A 15,129-nucleotide genomic window follows, 5' to 3' on the forward strand; every position below is an offset into this window, starting at 1 on the left:
CGGCCCGTCACCGCTGGAAGAGCGCTCCCCGGCTCCGCCGCCGTCCGGTCCGAGCGCCCGCCGCCTCCTGCGGCCGGGTGCGCAGCCGCAGCCTGGTCTCGGCGCCGCCGAGGACGGCGGAGCGGCCGAGCGCGAGGTCCCCGCCGGTGGTCTCGGCGAGCTTGCGGACGATGTCCAGGCCGAGGCCGGTCGAGCCCTCGCCGCCGTGGCCCTCGCCGCGCTTGAGGGCGGCGGCCGGGTCGCTGTACCCGGGGCCGGCGTCGCCGACCAGCACGATCACCGAGGAGTCGGTGGCCAGCACGTCCACCGAGAAGGCGGTGCCGATGGCGGTGTGCCGGAAGACGTTGCCGAGCAGCGCGTCGACGGCGGCCGCCAGGTCGCCGCGCTGGACGGGTACGGGTGCCGGGCGCTCGGCACCCGCGAGCTGCCAGCGGCGCCCCTCGTCCTCGGCCAGTGCCGACCAGAAGCCGACCCGCTCGCGGATCACCTCGGCGGCGTCGCAGCCGACCGTGACGGCGGGCGCGTCCTCGGGGGCGCGGCGGGCCGAGCGGATGATCTGGTCGACCTCGCGCTCCAGTTGGGCGACCGCGTGCCGGGTGGCGTCGGCCGCGTCGCCGTCGCCGAGCGAGGCGGCGTTGAGCCGCAGCACGGTCAGCGGGGTGCGCAGCCGGTGGGACAGGTCGGCGGCCAGTTCCCTTTCGGCGGCGAGGAGTTGGACCACCCGGTCGGCCATGGTGTTGAACGCGTGGCCGGCCTCGCGCAGTTCCTCGGGGCTGCCGTCGACCTGCTTGCCCGTCACCGGGACCCGGACCGCGAGGTTGCCTGCGCCCAGGGAGCGGGCGGCGCCGGCGAGCCGCCGGGCGGAGGCGACGATCCGGTTGCCCATCCGGTCGGCGACCAGCACCGAGATGGCGACCAGCGCGAGCGCGACGGCGGAGAGCACCAGCCAGGCGGTGGAGACGCCCCGGGTGAGGTCGCTCTCGGCCACGAACACCTCGACGACGGCCGTCCGCCCGGTGTCCACCGCGACCGGTTGGAGCAGGGCGTAGCCGCCGGGCACCTGCACGGTGAAGGAGCGGCCCTGCCCGCCCGCGGTGGCCACGTCGCCGGCGGCGGCCCGGCCCTCCCCCAGCGTCGGGCCGCCGGGCCCGCCCGTCCCGGGGGTCCCGGGGGTCTCGGGTCGGCCCGCGGCCGGCAGGTGGACCGCCATCCGTCCCTGCCCGCCCGCGTCCGTACTGGCCAGGGCCCGGGTGACGGCTTCCTGCTCGGTGGTGATCGCGAGAGCCGGTCCGAGCGCCGCGGCCTGGCGTTCGGCGGCGGTGAACGCCCGGTCCCGGGCGGTCTGCTGGACCATCAGGCCGAGCGGGATGAGGAAGGCCAGCGCGACCATGGTGGTCCCGGCGACGGCGGCCTTGATCAGGGCCCAGCGCAGCGAGTGCCCGAACCTCCTCATGTCCGGTGCCCCGCCGGGCCCCCGACGGCTTCCAGCCGCACCCCGACGCCGCGGACGGTGTGCAGGTAACGGGGGTTGGAGGCGGTCTCGCCGAGCTTGCGGCGCAGCCAGGAGAGGTGGACGTCGATGGTCTGGTCGCCGCCGTAGGTCTGCTGCCAGACCTCGGCGAGGATCTCCTTGCGCGGCACGACCACGCCGGGGCGGGCCGCCAGGAAGGCCAGCAGGTCGAACTCACGGCGGGTCAGGTCGAGCAGCCGGTCGTCCAGGGAGGCCTCGCGCCGCTGGAGGTCGATGGCCAGTCCGCCGACCCGCAGCACCTGGGCCACGGGGGCGGCGCCGCTGCCGAGCCGGCGCAGCACGGCGGCCATCCGGGCACTGAGGTGCTCTCCGGAGAAAGGTTTCACCAAGTAGTCGTCGGCACCGTCGTTGAGCAGCCGGACGATCTCGGCCTCGTCGTCCCGGGCGGTGGAGATGATCACCGGCACGTTGGTCAGGCCCCGGATCATCTTGAGCGCCTCGCTGCCGTCCAGGTCCGGCAGGCCGAGGTCGAGGATCACCAGGTCGCAGCCGACCTGGGCCACCTCCCGCAGCGCCTCCAGCGCGGTGCCCACGCTGCGGACCGCGTGACCCGTGTCGGTCAGGTGGCGGATGAGGGCGGAACGTACGAAGGGGTCGTCCTCGACCACGAGCACTGTTGCCATGGGCCTGCACGGTACGCCATCGGGGGGCAGTGGTCTGTACCTCGGGGCCACGTCCGGACATTGTGCAACTGCCCTGAGGAATGGCGGGGGTGCCGGTCTCGGGCGGGGCGGAAAGTACGGCAGGATGTGCGCACGATGCGGAACGGACTGGTACAGCTCGGCGCCTGGGCGGCGGCCACCGGGGCGGCGGTGGCGCTGTCCTGGCTCGGCGTGCACGCGGTGCTGACCGGCGCCGCGTTCGAGCAGCCCACGGCGCTGCCACTGCCCTCCCCCAAGGCCGACGGAACGCCGTACTCCCCCACCGCCGCCCCCGAGCAGCCGCGGCCGGCCGAGCAGCCGGCGACCCCGACGCCGACCCAGCCGACGTCCCCGCCCGCCACCGCGACGCACGGCACGACCCCGGCCACGACCGCCCCGCCGCCCACCCGGCGGCCCACCCCGACGCCCACGCCGACGTCCACGGTCAAGAGCTACCCGATAGCGGGCGGCAAGGTCGCGCTGGACCTGATGCCCGACCGGGCCTCGCTGGTCTCCGCCACCCCGGACCCGGGCTGGCAGATGCAGGTGTGGAACGGCCCGCAGTGGATGCGGATCGACTTCACCAGGGACGACCAGGCCAACTCGGTCTTCGTCTACTGGAACGGGCACCCGCCGATCGTGGAGACGGCCGTCCGCTGACGGGTCGGCGCCGATCGGGCCGGGTCGGGCGCCGATCGGGCCGCCCCCGGATCTCCCCGGGTCTCCCCGCCCGGCGGCACTCCGTCAGAACCCGTCGTGCGGCACGTAGCCCGGCAGGTACGGCCCCGCGTACCCGGCCCGGTCGACCAGCGTGTGCCTCGTCCCGCCGGGCACTCCGATGGTGGCCAGCACCACCGTGCCGTACGCGTCCCGTGCCCGGTACGGCTCGGCCAGCGACAGCGCGCCGCGGTCGACCGCGTAGTCGTAGGCGTAGTAGACGTCCGGCACGCTCACCGCGACGTCCAGCACCCCCTCCCCGCACCGCTCCAGGTACGCGGCCAGCTCCCGGCCCCGCGGGCCGATCGCCTGCACCAGCGAGGTCAGCACGATCCGCGTCCCCGGCGCGGCGAGCACGTACGAGGTGGTCTCCGGCTCGCCGGTCTCCGGCCCGGCGTACGCGGTGCACCGCAGCCCGAGCGCGGCGCAGTAGCGACGGGCCGCCCGTTCGGCGTCGCCGACCGCGAAGACCACCGCGTCGGCGCGGCCCGCCGGCAGCGGCCCCGGTTCGCCCGCGTCCGGTGTGACGCCTGCCCGGAGCAGGACGGGTTCGGCGGCGGTGTCGGTCATGACGGCCCTCCCGGTGGGCGTAGGGACGACGCTGGGGCCCCGGCGCCGGGGTGGGGGCCCGGGCAGGGGGTGGTGGCTGGAGGGTGGCGCCGAGCCGACCGACGCGCAACTGTTCCGTTTCCTCCTGGTCAAGCTGTGCCCCGGGGCGGGAGAATCGGCCGCGCAGCTGTACAGAATGCCCACCGGAGGACGGTGCCGCGATGCCCCCCGCCCACTCCCCGAGCCCCCACGACTCGCCCAACAGCGCCGCCCCGCAAGGTACTTCGATCGTGGGCAGCACGAACGACACCATCGACGCCCTGGACGGCCGGCTGATCCGGCTGCTCGCCGAGGAGCCCCGGATCGGGGTGCTGGAGTGCTCGCGCCGGCTGCAGGTCGCCCGGGGCACCGTGCAGGCCCGCCTGGACCGGCTCCAGGCCAAGGGGGTGATCGGCGGCTTCGGCCCGGAGGTGGACCCGGCGGCGATCGGCTACCCGGTGACGGCCTTCGCGACCCTGGAGATCTCCCAGGGGCAGGGCACGGACGTGCGCGCCCACCTGGCGAGCGTGCCGGAGGTGCTGGAGCTGCACACCATCACCGGGATCGGGGACATGATGGTGCGGATCGTGGCCCGGTCCAACGCCGATCTGCAGCGGGTGATCGACCGGGTGGTCGGCTTCGACGGGATCGTCCGCTCGTCCACCGCGATCGTGCTGGAGAACCCGGTGCCGTACCGGATCCTGCCCCTGGTGGACCAGGCCGCCGCCGAGTAGTCGCCGAGGCGGCACGCGCCGGAGCGTCCCCGCCCCGGCCCCGGACCCGTACCGTCCCGGCGCGCCCGGATCAGCAGGAGGGGACGCTGCCGCCGCTCTTGAGCGCCTTCAGCGCCGAGACCGCCTCGTCGAGCGTGCCGACCGGCACCAGCCGCAGCGACTTCGGCGTGTTCACCTTGGCGTCCGTGCACTCGTCCCTGGGCAGCAGGAACACCGTCGCGCCGTCCCGGGCGGCCGCCTGCGTCTTCAGCGGGACGCCGCCCACCGGGCCGACGGTGCCGTCCTTGTCGATGGTGCCGGTGCCCGCGATGGTGAGCCCGCCGGTGAGGTCGCCGCCCATGCCGTCCCCGGCCAGCTTGTCGACGATGCCCAGCGCCAGCATCTGGCCGGCGCTGGGGCCCCCGATGTCGCCCAGGTCGACCTTGACCTTCACCTGGTCCGGCGACAGGTGGAGGTAGCTCAGCGCGGCCGCGGTCGCACTGTCCTGCGACTCTGCCATCTGCTGGGCGGTGACCTCCTCGGCCTTGGCCGGGTCGCCCTGCGGGTACACGGTCTCGGTCGGGCGGACCGCCTCCTTCGGGTCGAACCAGGACTGCATCGACCGCAGGAAGGTGTTGCGCTGGTCCGGGTTGGTCGCCGTGATGGTGACCATCCGCAGCTGCCCGTCGGTGGTGCGCAGCGGGGCTCCGGTGATGGTGAGCACCGGCTTGTCCTGGTAGGTGCCCAGGGTGTCCGCGGTCAGGCCCGGCCAGGTGAGGGTGTACGGCAGCGGGACGAAGGCGGCCACGCCGAACAGCGCGGCGACCAGCGCCCCGCACAGCGCGAGCGCGCGGGTCCGCGGGGAGGTGAGGGCCTTGGAGAGCTTGGTGTCGGACACAAGGGGAATCCAAACACACCCGGCGCCCCGCGCGGGCGCTACCTCAGGGCGTCCGCCACCTCGGTCGCCGCCTCCACGACCCGGGGTCCGACCCGCTCGGGCACCATGCCGTTGAGCATCACCACGCCGACGCTGCCCTCGATGCCGCTCAGCCCGAGCAGCGCGGCGGCCGCCCCGCACGCCCCGGACTGCTCCTCCGCACGGGTGATGACGAAGCCCTGTTCGGGACGCCGCTGACTGGGGAAGGCGCGCGCGTCCAGGATCGCCCGGCCGGCCGCGCTCTCGGTGAGCGGGTGGCGCAGGCCGGTCCGGTAGGCGACGTGGAAGTCGGTCCAGCTCGGCTCGACCACGGCGACGGCCAGCGCCTCGTTGCCGTCCACGAGGGTGAGGTGGGCGGTGGCGCCGAGGTCCTCGGCGAGGCTGCGCAGGGCGGGCAGCGCGGCCTCGCGCAGCAGCGGGTGCACCCGGTGCGCGAGCCGCAGCACGCCGAGTCCCACCCGGGCGCGGCCGCCGATGTCCCGGCGGACCAGGCCGTGCTGCTCCAGGGTGGCCAGCAGCCGGTAGACGACGGTGCGGTTGACGGCCAGCCGGGCCGCCAGTTCGGTGACGGTCAGCCCCCGCTCGGAGTCGGCAAGGAGCTTGAGGACCCGGACGCCGCGGTCCAGGGTCTGGGAGGTCTCGGCTGTCACGACGGGCAATCCTTTCCGCGGCGCTCGCGGGGCGGGCGGCGCCGGTCCAAGGTCGGTGTCGCGCGCAGGTGGGGGTGGCCGCGCTCGGGCCGTGCGCGACGTCGTCCTTGACGCCGGTACGGCCCTGCGGCGCCGTCCCGCGGGGTTTGCCCGACGGAAGAGCGTGGGGGAAAGGTAGTGAAGGAAATGTCGCGGCGGAAGTGGTTGTCCAAAATTCGGGCGTGATCGACTTCAACACCGTCGCGAAATGCGGACGAAAACGCCCAAAGCGCCGGGCCGGTCAGCGCACGGGTTCGATCCGGGTCCGATGTCCGGACACTTCGGGCCGCGGGCCCCCGCCCGGGGCCGGGCGGGGCGGGGAGGCCGGCCCGGGAGGGCCCGTCGGGGTGTTACTTCGCCCACTCCCGGATCCGGGCGATCCGCGCCTTGAGCTGGTTGGCCGTGGCCTGCGCGGTGAGCGGCCCGCCGCACTGGCGGCGCAGCTCGTTGTGGATGGTGCCGTGCGGCTGGCTGGTGCGGTGGTGCCAGGCGGCCACCAGCGCGTTCAGCTCCTTGCGCAGCTCCCGCAGCTCCTGGTGGGTGACGACCGGCCGCTCCTCGGCGGGCAGCTCCAGCAGGTCGGCCTCCTCGGCCGGCTTGGCCTTGGAGCGCTGGATCTGGCGGTGCTGGCGCTTCTGCAGCAGCATCTGGACCTGGTCCGGCTCCAGCAGGCCCGGGATGCCGAGGTAGTCCTCCTCCTCCTCGCTCCCCGGGTGGGCCTGCATGCCGAACTCCATGGCGTTGTACAGCACCCGGTCGAAGACCGCGTCGGAGCCCAGCGCCTCGTAGGAGAACTCCTCGCCGCCCGCGCCGTCCGGCCCGTCGTTGGCCCGTTCGGCCTCGGCGAGCAGCCGGTCCTCCTCGTCGAAGAGGCCGTCGCCCTCCTTCTTCGGCCGGTCCAGCACGTGGTCGCGCTGGACCTCCATCTCGTTGGCGAAGCTCAGCAGCATCGGGATGGTCGGCAGGAACACCGAGGCGGTCTCGCCGCGCTTGCGGGCGCGCACGAAGCGGCCGACGGCCTGGGCGAAGAAGAGCGGGGTGGAGATCGAGGTCGCGTACACCCCTACGGCCAGCCGGGGCACGTCGACGCCCTCGGACACCATGCGGACCGCGACCATCCAGCGGGAGGTCCCGGCCGAGTAGTCGGAGATCCGCTTGGAGGCCTCGGTCTCGTCGGAGAGCACCAGGGTGACCTTCTCGCCGCTGATCTCGCGCAGCATCTTGGCGTAGGAGCGGGCCACGGTCTGGTCGGTGGCGATCACCAGCCCGCCGGCGTCGGGGATGGCCTTGCGGACCTCGGTCAGGCGCCGGTCGGCGGCCTGCAGCACGGCCGGGATCCACTCGCCCTGCGGGGACAGCGCGGTGCGCCAGGCCTGGGCGATCAGGTCCTTGGTCATCGGCTCGCCGAGCCGGGCCTCCAGCTCGTCGCCGGCCTTGGTGCGCCAGCGCATGTTGCCGCTGTAGCTGAGGAAGATCACCGGGCGGACGACGTGGTCGGCGAGCGCGTTGCCGTAGCCGTAGGTGTAGTCGGCCACGGACTTGCGGATGCCGTCGCTGCCCGCCTCGTACTGGACGAACGGGATCGGGTTGGTGTCCGAGCGGAACGGCGTACCGGTCAGCGCCAGCCGGCGGGTGGCCGGCTCGAAGGCCTCGAAGCAGGCCTCGCCCCAGGACTTCGAGTCACCGGCGTGGTGGATCTCGTCCATGATCACGAGGGTCTTGCGGGCCTCGGTCCGGTTGCGGTGCAGCATCGGGTTGACCCCGACGCCCGCGTAGGTGATCGCGATGCCGTGGTACTCCCGGGACAGCGGCCCGGAGGAGTACCCCGGGTCCAGCTTGATGCCTATCCGGGCGGCGGCCTCGGCCCACTGCTTCTTCAGGTGCTCGGTCGGCGCGATCACGGTCACCTGCTGCACCAGGTGGTTGTGCAGCAGGTACGAGGCCAGGGTGAGCGCGAAGGTGGTCTTCCCTGCGCCCGGGGTGGCGACCGCGAGGAAGTCGCGTGGCTGCGTCTCGATGTACTTGTCCAGCGCACCCTGCTGCCAGGCCCGCAGCTTGCCCGCGGTGCCCCAGGGGGCGCGGCCGGGGAAGGCCGGGGAGAGGTGGTGCGAACCGGCGGTCGCGGCGTGGCCGGCGGACCGGGCGGGCGCCTGGATCTCCGAGGCGTCGGAGAACAGCGGCATCGAGGAGGCGGCGGCAGTACTCACGGTCTCCGAGGGGGGATCATCGCAGGTCAGAGGCGGTTTAGCGGCCCCGTCCCGCGGTCGGGCGGCGATCGGACAACCCGCCCAGCCTACCGGCCCGGCGCCGTTCGGGCCTCCAGGCGGGCCCCTTCGGCGGGCCCGCACGGCCGGATTTCGATGTGACGCGGATCACGCCGGATCGCGCGCGGAACCGGGTAATCACGACCGTCGGGACGACTCTCACCGGGGTGAGGCCGCACCGACCACCCCTGCCGAAGCGCGGCCCGCACCCGACCGAAGGGACCGCCCGTGCGCACCGTCGAAGAGACCGTCCAGGCCCGCCTGATCCTCTCCCCCCACCGCTCCGTCCGGCTGCGGGTCGTCCTGTCCTACCTGCCCGAGGACCCGCTGGCCGTCCGGATGACCTTCCCCGCCGAGTTCTCGCTCGACGACGACGCGGAGGACGGGGCCGGCGAGGACATCGTCTGGATCTTCGCGCGCCAGCTGCTCTCCTCCGGCATCGAGGTGCCGACCGGCGTCGGCGACGTCCTCGTCCGGCCGTCTCCCGCCCGGCGCACCACGGTCGAGCTGCGGGCCCCGGAGGGCACCGCGCTGCTCCGGTTCGACACCGCCGACCTGCGCCGTTTCCTGTGGCGCAGCCGGCTGCTCGTCCCCGAGGGCGACGAGCACCTGCACCTGGACGCCGACCGGGCCCTCGCCCAGCTGCTCGGCTGAGCGGCGGCACGGCCGAACGGGGGGAACGGCCGGAACGGCCGGCACGGGGAGCAGGGCGGAGCGGCAGGAACGGGCGGCGGGGCGGGCACGGCACGCGCCCCGTCCGCCCCGCCCCGCCCTCAGCCCGACAGCTTGCGCATCAGCCGGACGCCCTGCGCGGCCGTCAGGTGCGGCAGGTACGCCTTGCCGATCGCCCGGGTGATGCCGGGCAGCGCGGCCGGGTCGGGGTAGGCCATGTACATCGGCCGGTACTCGGGCTGGAACTTCGCCTTGAACGCGAGCAGCGAGCGGAAGCCGTAGACCGGCTCCAGCACCTTGCCCATCCAGTCCAGCATCCGCTGCAGCCCGGTGGGCTCCTCGTCCTGCCCGGTGCGGGCCAGCGGCGCACCCGACAGCGACAGGAAGCGGGCGCCCTCCTCCTTGAAGCCGAGCGCGGCCGAGGCGATCAGGAACTCGTTGACGCCGCGGAAGCCGTCCGAACGGCGGCGCATGAAGTCCAGCGTCCAGCCGACCGGCACGCCGTCCTCGTACACCGGCATCCAGCTGGTCAGGCCGTGCACGACCCGCTGCTCGTCCACCGCGACCAGCACCCGGACGTCCGGGTCGTCCAGCTCCTCCAGTCCGCCGAGCGTGAAGCCCATCTCCGGCAGGCCCTTCTCGGAGACCCACTCCTCGGAGATCGCCCGGATCTGGTCCCGCAGCGCGAGCGGCGCCTCGGGGTACGCCCACCACTCCGCGCTGATGCCCTGCTTGCCGGCCTTGTTGAGGGCGGTGCGGATGTCCTGCCACTTTCGGCCGGTGAAGGCCAGCTCGGGCAGCGGGACCACGGTGTCCTCGGCGACCTGCACCGAGCGCCAGCCGAGCTGCGCGGCGGCCTCCCTGGTCTGCCCGCAGACGCTGTAGAAGCAGGGCGTCCAGCCGCGCGCGTCGCAGAACCGGGCGAAGCCCGCGACCGCCCGGGCCCGGTCCTCCGGGGCGCCGAACGGGTCGCCGGTGGTCAGCGCGACGGTGCCGATCACCCGGTAGGCGACGCCCGCCCGGCCCTGCTCGTCGAACCAGTAGTGGTTGCCGTCCCAGGTGGTGATGAACGACAGCGTCCCGCCGCCGTGCTCGGTGAGCAGCGCCCTGGCCCGGGCGGCCGCCGCCGCGTCGGTGTGCAGCACCGGCCTGCGGAAGGCGGTCAGCAGCGCGACCAGCGCCACCACCCAGAACGCCAGCCCGCAGTAGGTCTCCAGGAAGCGCGCCAGCGGGCCGACCGCGATCGGGTAGTCCGGCGTCAGGTCGTTGTACGCGGGCGGCAGGAACTGCGCCGGCAGCCCGTGCAGCAGCCGGCGGACGTTCGCCCCGGGCTCGAACTGGTCGGCCACCAGGCGTCCGAGGCCGACGTACGCGGCCGAGGAGACCAGCGCGGCGCCGCCGAGCACCAGGGCGAGCCGGCGCACCGCGGGGCCGGACAGCCGCAGCCGGAACCGCTTGCGGGTGGCCAGCAGCAGGCCGGTGGTCAGCAGCGGCAGCAGCATCGCCTCGACGAAGTACTGCACCACGTCCCGGCTGACCGGCCCGGCGTCCAGGTACAGCCAGCCCAGCAGTGCCGTCCAGAGCAGCTCGGTGGCGATGGTGACCAGCCAGGCGAACCGCAGTCCCCGGCGCAGCCCCTCGGCGAGCACCAGCAGCAGGGCCGGGAACAGTGCGGCCATCAGCCGGCCGGGGGTGTCGAAGATCCGGACGACGGCGTGCGCGCGGGCGCAGTCGTGCGCCGACTGCGCGCAGAGGTCGGCGACCTCGTCCAGGCTCAGCCGGTGCGAGAAGTACAGCTCGGAGAAGGTGTTGAACGGGCCGCTGGCGTTGTCGTACAGCGAGGCGATCAACGGCCCGAAGGCGGCGGCGACCAGACAGAGCGCGACCAGCACCCGGGTCTCGGAGTGCGAGGAGCGGTGCGAGCGCAGGTACGGGCGGCCGTGGCTGAGCAGCGCGCCCGCGCCGACTCCGACCAGGGCGGCGGCGCACCGCTGGACGCTCTGCAGGTGGCCCACGTACAGCGTCATGACCAGCGGGACGAGCAGCACCAGCAGGTGCAGCCGACGGCGCCAGAGCACGGTGAGCCGGTACCCGAGCACCCCGGCCAGGGCGAACAGTCCGACGCCGGGGCCGACCGAGATCTGGTCGGCCACCGAGGCCGTCCACTGCTCGCCGGCCGAGGAGCCGAAGGCGACCAGCCCGACGCCCAGCAGGGTGCCGACGACCTGCCCGCCGACCAGCACCGCGAGGGTGCGCAGCCGGCCGAGCCGGTGCTCGGCGGCCGGGCCGACCAGGAGCAGCAGCAGGCTGCTGAACACGTACGAGCCGATGCCGGAGCACCAGGCCGTCGAGGTGACCGGCGACCACCAGTGGCCCTCGGCGAGCGTGGGCAGGCCCACCCCGGCCCGGTCCAGCAGCCGTTCGGACGGTCCGTGGCGCAGGCTGCCGGTGGCCGCGCCGACCAGCCAGAGCCCGGCCAGCAGGGTGAGCGTCAGCGGCGCCGCGCGCAGCCGGGTGCCCAGCACGCGGGCCGCCCGCCGGACCCGCTGCGGGCGCGGCTCCTGGGTCCGGGCGACGGGCGCCCGGTCCGTGCCCCGCTCGGAGCCGCGCTGCGCGACGACCCGCTCGGACTTCTGATCGTTCTCGCCGACGGCGGCGACCGCGGTCCCCGCCCCGCTCACCGGGTCAGACCGGTCTGCTGGGCGAGCCACGGGATCTGCTGGACGATGCCGGGGCGGAAGACGACCCACCCGTGGCCGCCCGGCATCAGTTCGAACTTCGCCTTCATCCCGGCCCCCTGAACCGCGCGGTAGATCTTCTCCATCTGAGGCTTGAACTCTTCGTCGGTCGCGCCGACGAGGAGCGCGACGTTGGTGTCCGTGAACTTCTTGCGGCCCATCACCTGCACCGGATCGACCGCGTCGAACTTCTTGCCGTCCCCGCCGAACGCGGCCTTGACGGTCTGCTCCCGGGTGCCGAGGGTCGGCTCCTCCTGCCCGGACATGTCCAGGACGGTGCCGTACACGTCGGGCGCGTTGACCCCGAGCTGGAGGGCGCAGGTGCCGCCCATCGAGGCGCCGCCGATCGCCCAGGACTGCCGGCCGGTGGCGGTCTGCAGGTTCTGGTGGATCCAGTAGGGGACGTCCGACGCCAGATAGGTCTGCGTCTTGGCGATCTTCGAGTCCATGCAGAGCGAGTTGCCCCAGGTCGAGCCGTTGTGGTCGGGCATCACCACGATCGGCGCGAGCCCGCCGTGCTTGGCGGCGAACGCGTCGAGCACCTCGTTGATCTGCCCGGAGAGCACCCAGTCCCCCGGCTGCCCGGGCTGGCCGGTGAGCATGACGACCACCGGCAGCAGCGGCCGCGGGGTGGCCTGGTAGGCGGGCGGGAGGTAGACGTACGCGTCGCGGGCCTTGAAGCCCGACCGCAGGCCGGGGATCGGCACCACGGAGACGGTGCCCTTGGCGGGCAGGTCCGCCGGGGGCTGCCAGACCTCGTCGAGCACCTTGTCCGGCGGGGCGGCCACGGTCTGATCGGCCTTGGGGACGAGCCCGTCGGTCTTGGTCAGCCACGGCGCCAGCATCACGCGCCCGCTGGGGAACTGCCCGAAGCCGATGTTGACCTCGGAGGCGGCCATCAGCAGCACCAGCCCGCTCAGGCCGAGCGCGATGCCGCGCCGGCGCCAGGTGAGCCGGCCGAACCGGTAGCCGGCCAGGCAGAAGCCCAGCAGGGCGACGGCTATCCACCAGGTGACGTACTCCGGTGTGCCCTCGGGGAAGGGGTGCCACCAGCCGTCGACGACGGCTTCGAGCAGCAGGCTGAGCGCGGCCGCGGTGAACAGCGCGGCGGGCAGGCGCACCCGCCACCAGCTGCGGCGGCGGCCGACGGCGAGCGCGAACAGCGCCAGCCAGCCGGCTGCGAGGACGGCGTGCGGGATCGGGCCCTCGGTGAGCGGCCAGTCGATCGGGTTCCAGCGGGTGGCGAGCGTGAGCGTGGTCATGCGGCTTTGCCCGGATGGGTGGTGTCGGCCAGGAACCCGTAGGCCACGACGTTGCCGTCGTAGCCGTGCTCCTCGCTGTAGGCGCCGCCACAGGTGATCACCCGTAGTTGCGCGTCGGCGGCCTGACGGTAGACCCGATCGTCCGGGAAGTCCTTTCGGTCGTGCACTTCGATGGCGTACAGCTGGTAGACGGCGGTGGCCCCGTCCGCCCGGGCGATCTCGATCCGGTCTCCTCTACGGAGCGCGCCCAGATGATAGAAGACGGCCGGACCCGCCTTGTTGTCGACGTGCCCCGCAAGGATCGCGGTACCGCGCTGACCGGGGCTGGCCCCGCCGCGGTACCAGCCCGCCAGGTTCCGGTCCGCCTCGGGCGGGGCCTGGAGGTGGCCCTCGGCGTCCAGCCCGAGCGCGGTGACCGGGGCGTCCAGGCGGACGGCCGGAATGCGGATCCGGGTGGGCGCCGACGGCCCCAGCGGCGGGACGACGGAGACCGGCGCGATGCCGGCCTGGGCCTGGCCGACGCCCGGGGCGGGCGGCAGCACGGGCGAGCCGCCGTCGTGCAGCAGCCAGGCACCGAGCACCAGCGCGGAACCCGCCGCCAGGGTGCCCGGCCACGGGCTCCTGCTCTGCTGGACGCCCACGGGCGCTCCCCTCTGCCGACGGAATCCCGCTTCCTGGGAGTTTCCTGGGAACAATTCAACCGGATCGGACTGTAAGGCACGTCCATACGACGGTCGTACCGACACCCGCCGATCGGCAGGGCTGCCGGCCGCTTCCCTGCGCCGGGTGCACATGCGGTCGCGGAGCGCGATGACCGCCCCCCATCGACGGTCACCGCGGGACCACGTCCCGACACGAGCATCCGACGGTTCTACGGCCGGGATCGGTTGCGGCGTTCGGGCGATCACTTGCGACCGCCCGCTGCGCCTCTTCGACCGAATCCGCCCGCGTGCCATGCTGACGCGGTCACGGGTTCGATCCGCCGGACATCCGATCGGACCCACACTCCCGCACGTTGACGAACGCCCGATGAACGGAGTGATCATGGACGCTCTCTCCCGCCGCACCCTGCTGACGGCCGGCGCCGCCACCGCCGCCACCCTGGCGGCCGGCTGCGGCAGCAACCACGCCGGCGGCGGCGAGCGGGCGACCGGTTCCACCGGCGGGGACACCGAGCAGAGCGCCACCCCCGCCCCGGTCCCGGACCCGGCCGTGAAGCCGCAGGCCGTCCTGATCGGCGACGGCTCCACCTCGGACACCGGCGCCCAGCCGCACCAGCCCGTCCCCGAGCGGCTGCTCCCCGGGCAGCGCCCGCCGCAGTTCGTGGTCTTCTCCTGGGACGGCGCCGGAGAGCTCGACAACGGCCTCTTCGGCCGCTTCCGCCGGCTGGCCCGGGAGCACGACGCGAAGATGACCTTCTTCCTCAGCGGCCTCTACCTGCTGCCCGAGGCCAAGAAGGACCTCTACCGCCCGCCGCAGCACAACGCCGGCGCCTCCGACATCGGCTACCTGAGCGACCGGCACATCCACGACACCCTGGAGAACGTGCACGCGGCCTGGCTGGAGGGCCACGAGATCGGCACCCACTTCAACGGCCACTTCTGCGGCGCCACCGGCGTCGGGAGGTGGTCCCCGGAGGAATGGGACAGCGAGATCCAGCAGGCGATGGACTTCGTGACGAACTGGCGCACCAACACCGGCTTCACCGACCTGCCCGCGCTGCCCTTCGACTACCGCAAGGAGCTGATCGGCAGCCGCACCCCGTGCCTGGAGGGCCAGCGCAACCTGCTGCCCACCGCGGTCAAGCGCGGCTGGCGCTACGACAGCAGCGGCAACGGCACCCAGGTGTGGCCGCAGAAGATCCAGGGCGGCGCACTGTGGGACCTCCCGCTGCAGTCCATCCCCTTCCCCGGGCACACCTTCCAGGTGCTCTCGATGGACTACAACATCATGTACAACCAGTGCGGCACCAACACCAAGGCCGACCCGGCGCTCCACCCGGGCTTCCAGGCCCAGGCCCGCGACGCCTACCTGATGGGCTTCGACCGCACCTACAACGGCAACCGGGCGCCGTACATCATCGGCAACCACTTCGAGGAGTGGAACGGCGGCATCTACATGAACGCCGTCGAGGACGCCCTCAAGGCCATCGCGGGCAAGCCGGAGGTCCGGCTGGTCTCCTTCCGCCAGCTGGTCGACTGGCTGGACGCCCAGGACCCCGCGGTGCTGCGCAAGCTGCAGACCCTGGCCCCGGGCCAGTCCCCGACCGGGGGCTGGGAGGCCTTCCTCGGCACGCCGGCGGCGCCGCCGGTCCCCTCCCCCGACACCACCGCCGCCGCCACCGCGGCCGTCACGACCGGCGCCACCGCCGGCTGAC

At 73.8% G+C, this 15,129-nt stretch carries 13 protein-coding genes; 4 read left to right on the forward strand and 9 right to left on the reverse strand.

Annotated elements, in window-relative coordinates; genetic code table 11:
* Positions 1 to 7: 7 nt before the first annotated feature.
* Together ACZ7KX_RS28590 and ACZ7KX_RS28595 are read right to left on the reverse strand one after the other, a co-directional pair.
* Positions 8 to 1,432, reverse strand: coding sequence for a sensor histidine kinase (locus tag ACZ7KX_RS28590; protein ID WP_470329003.1), 1,425 nt, complete (start codon positions 1,430 to 1,432; stop codon positions 8 to 10).
* 17 nt (positions 1,433 to 1,449) lie between these two features.
* Positions 1,450 to 2,154 (reverse strand): response regulator transcription factor, encoded by a 705-nt coding sequence (locus ACZ7KX_RS28595; RefSeq protein ID WP_350521788.1) that lies wholly within the window; start codon positions 2,152 to 2,154, stop codon positions 1,450 to 1,452.
* 135 nt (positions 2,155 to 2,289) lie between these two features.
* Here ACZ7KX_RS28595 and ACZ7KX_RS28600 point away from each other — a divergent pair, with 135 nt between their 5' ends.
* On the forward strand, positions 2,290 to 2,832 hold the full coding sequence (locus tag ACZ7KX_RS28600) for a hypothetical protein (protein ID WP_470328968.1): 543 nt from the start codon (positions 2,290 to 2,292) through the stop codon (positions 2,830 to 2,832).
* 84 nt (positions 2,833 to 2,916) lie between these two features.
* Here ACZ7KX_RS28600 and ACZ7KX_RS28605 read toward each other — a convergent pair whose 3' ends face one another.
* Positions 2,917 to 3,459 carry a VOC family protein gene (locus ACZ7KX_RS28605; protein WP_470328969.1) on the reverse strand — a complete coding sequence of 181 codons (543 nt, stop codon included), beginning with the start codon at positions 3,457 to 3,459 and terminating at the stop codon, positions 2,917 to 2,919.
* Positions 3,460 to 3,728: 269 nt separating this feature from the next.
* On the opposite strand from ACZ7KX_RS28605, the gene ACZ7KX_RS28610 reads away from it, so the two are divergent.
* Positions 3,729 to 4,211: an Lrp/AsnC family transcriptional regulator gene (locus ACZ7KX_RS28610; protein ID WP_350521785.1), complete on the forward strand. Its 483-nt coding sequence runs from the start codon at positions 3,729 to 3,731 to the stop codon at positions 4,209 to 4,211.
* Between the two features lie 70 nt (positions 4,212 to 4,281).
* Here ACZ7KX_RS28610 and ACZ7KX_RS28615 read toward each other — a convergent pair whose 3' ends face one another.
* The 3 genes from ACZ7KX_RS28615 to ACZ7KX_RS28625 all read right to left on the reverse strand — a co-directional run bounded on the left by ACZ7KX_RS28615 (position 4,282) and on the right by ACZ7KX_RS28625 (position 7,999).
* Positions 4,282 to 5,088, reverse strand: a complete 807-nt coding sequence (locus tag ACZ7KX_RS28615; protein ID WP_470328970.1) for a S16 family serine protease — start codon at positions 5,086 to 5,088, stop codon at positions 4,282 to 4,284.
* Positions 5,089 to 5,126: 38 nt separating this feature from the next.
* Positions 5,127 to 5,777, reverse strand: coding sequence for an IclR family transcriptional regulator (locus tag ACZ7KX_RS28620; protein WP_350521783.1), 651 nt, complete (start codon positions 5,775 to 5,777; stop codon positions 5,127 to 5,129).
* Between the two features lie 389 nt (positions 5,778 to 6,166).
* Positions 6,167 to 7,999: a DEAD/DEAH box helicase gene (locus ACZ7KX_RS28625; RefSeq protein ID WP_470329004.1), complete on the reverse strand. Its 1,833-nt coding sequence runs from the start codon at positions 7,997 to 7,999 to the stop codon at positions 6,167 to 6,169.
* Between the two features lie 309 nt (positions 8,000 to 8,308).
* On the opposite strand from ACZ7KX_RS28625, the gene ACZ7KX_RS28630 reads away from it, so the two are divergent.
* Positions 8,309 to 8,734, forward strand: coding sequence for an SsgA family sporulation/cell division regulator (locus ACZ7KX_RS28630; RefSeq protein WP_470328971.1), 426 nt, complete (start codon positions 8,309 to 8,311; stop codon positions 8,732 to 8,734).
* A 119-nt stretch (positions 8,735 to 8,853) separates the two neighbouring features.
* Here the strand turns inward: ACZ7KX_RS28630 and ACZ7KX_RS28635 are convergent, their stop codons facing one another.
* Genes ACZ7KX_RS28635 through ACZ7KX_RS28645 form a run of 3 tightly spaced genes read right to left on the reverse strand, consistent with a single transcriptional unit; the run spans position 8,854 to position 13,393 of the window.
* Entirely contained in the window at positions 8,854 to 11,433 is a 2,580-nt protein-coding gene (locus ACZ7KX_RS28635) for a bifunctional lysylphosphatidylglycerol flippase/synthetase MprF (RefSeq protein ID WP_470328972.1), read from the reverse strand.
* Entirely contained in the window at positions 11,430 to 12,752 is a 1,323-nt protein-coding gene (locus ACZ7KX_RS28640; RefSeq protein ID WP_470328973.1) for an alpha/beta hydrolase, read from the reverse strand. The genes ACZ7KX_RS28635 and ACZ7KX_RS28640 overlap by 4 nt, the downstream gene beginning before the upstream one ends.
* Complete coding sequence (locus ACZ7KX_RS28645) at positions 12,749 to 13,393, reverse strand: class F sortase (protein ID WP_350521779.1); 645 nt, start codon at positions 13,391 to 13,393, stop codon at positions 12,749 to 12,751. The genes ACZ7KX_RS28640 and ACZ7KX_RS28645 overlap by 4 nt, the downstream gene beginning before the upstream one ends.
* A 403-nt stretch (positions 13,394 to 13,796) precedes the next feature.
* On the opposite strand from ACZ7KX_RS28645, the gene ACZ7KX_RS28650 reads away from it, so the two are divergent.
* A complete protein-coding gene (locus tag ACZ7KX_RS28650) occupies positions 13,797 to 15,128 on the forward strand; it encodes a polysaccharide deacetylase family protein (protein WP_470328974.1) in 1,332 nt (443 codons plus the stop codon).
* Position 15,129 lies beyond the last annotated feature (1 nt).

The organism is Kitasatospora sp. NPDC038210 (genome assembly GCF_055600605.1).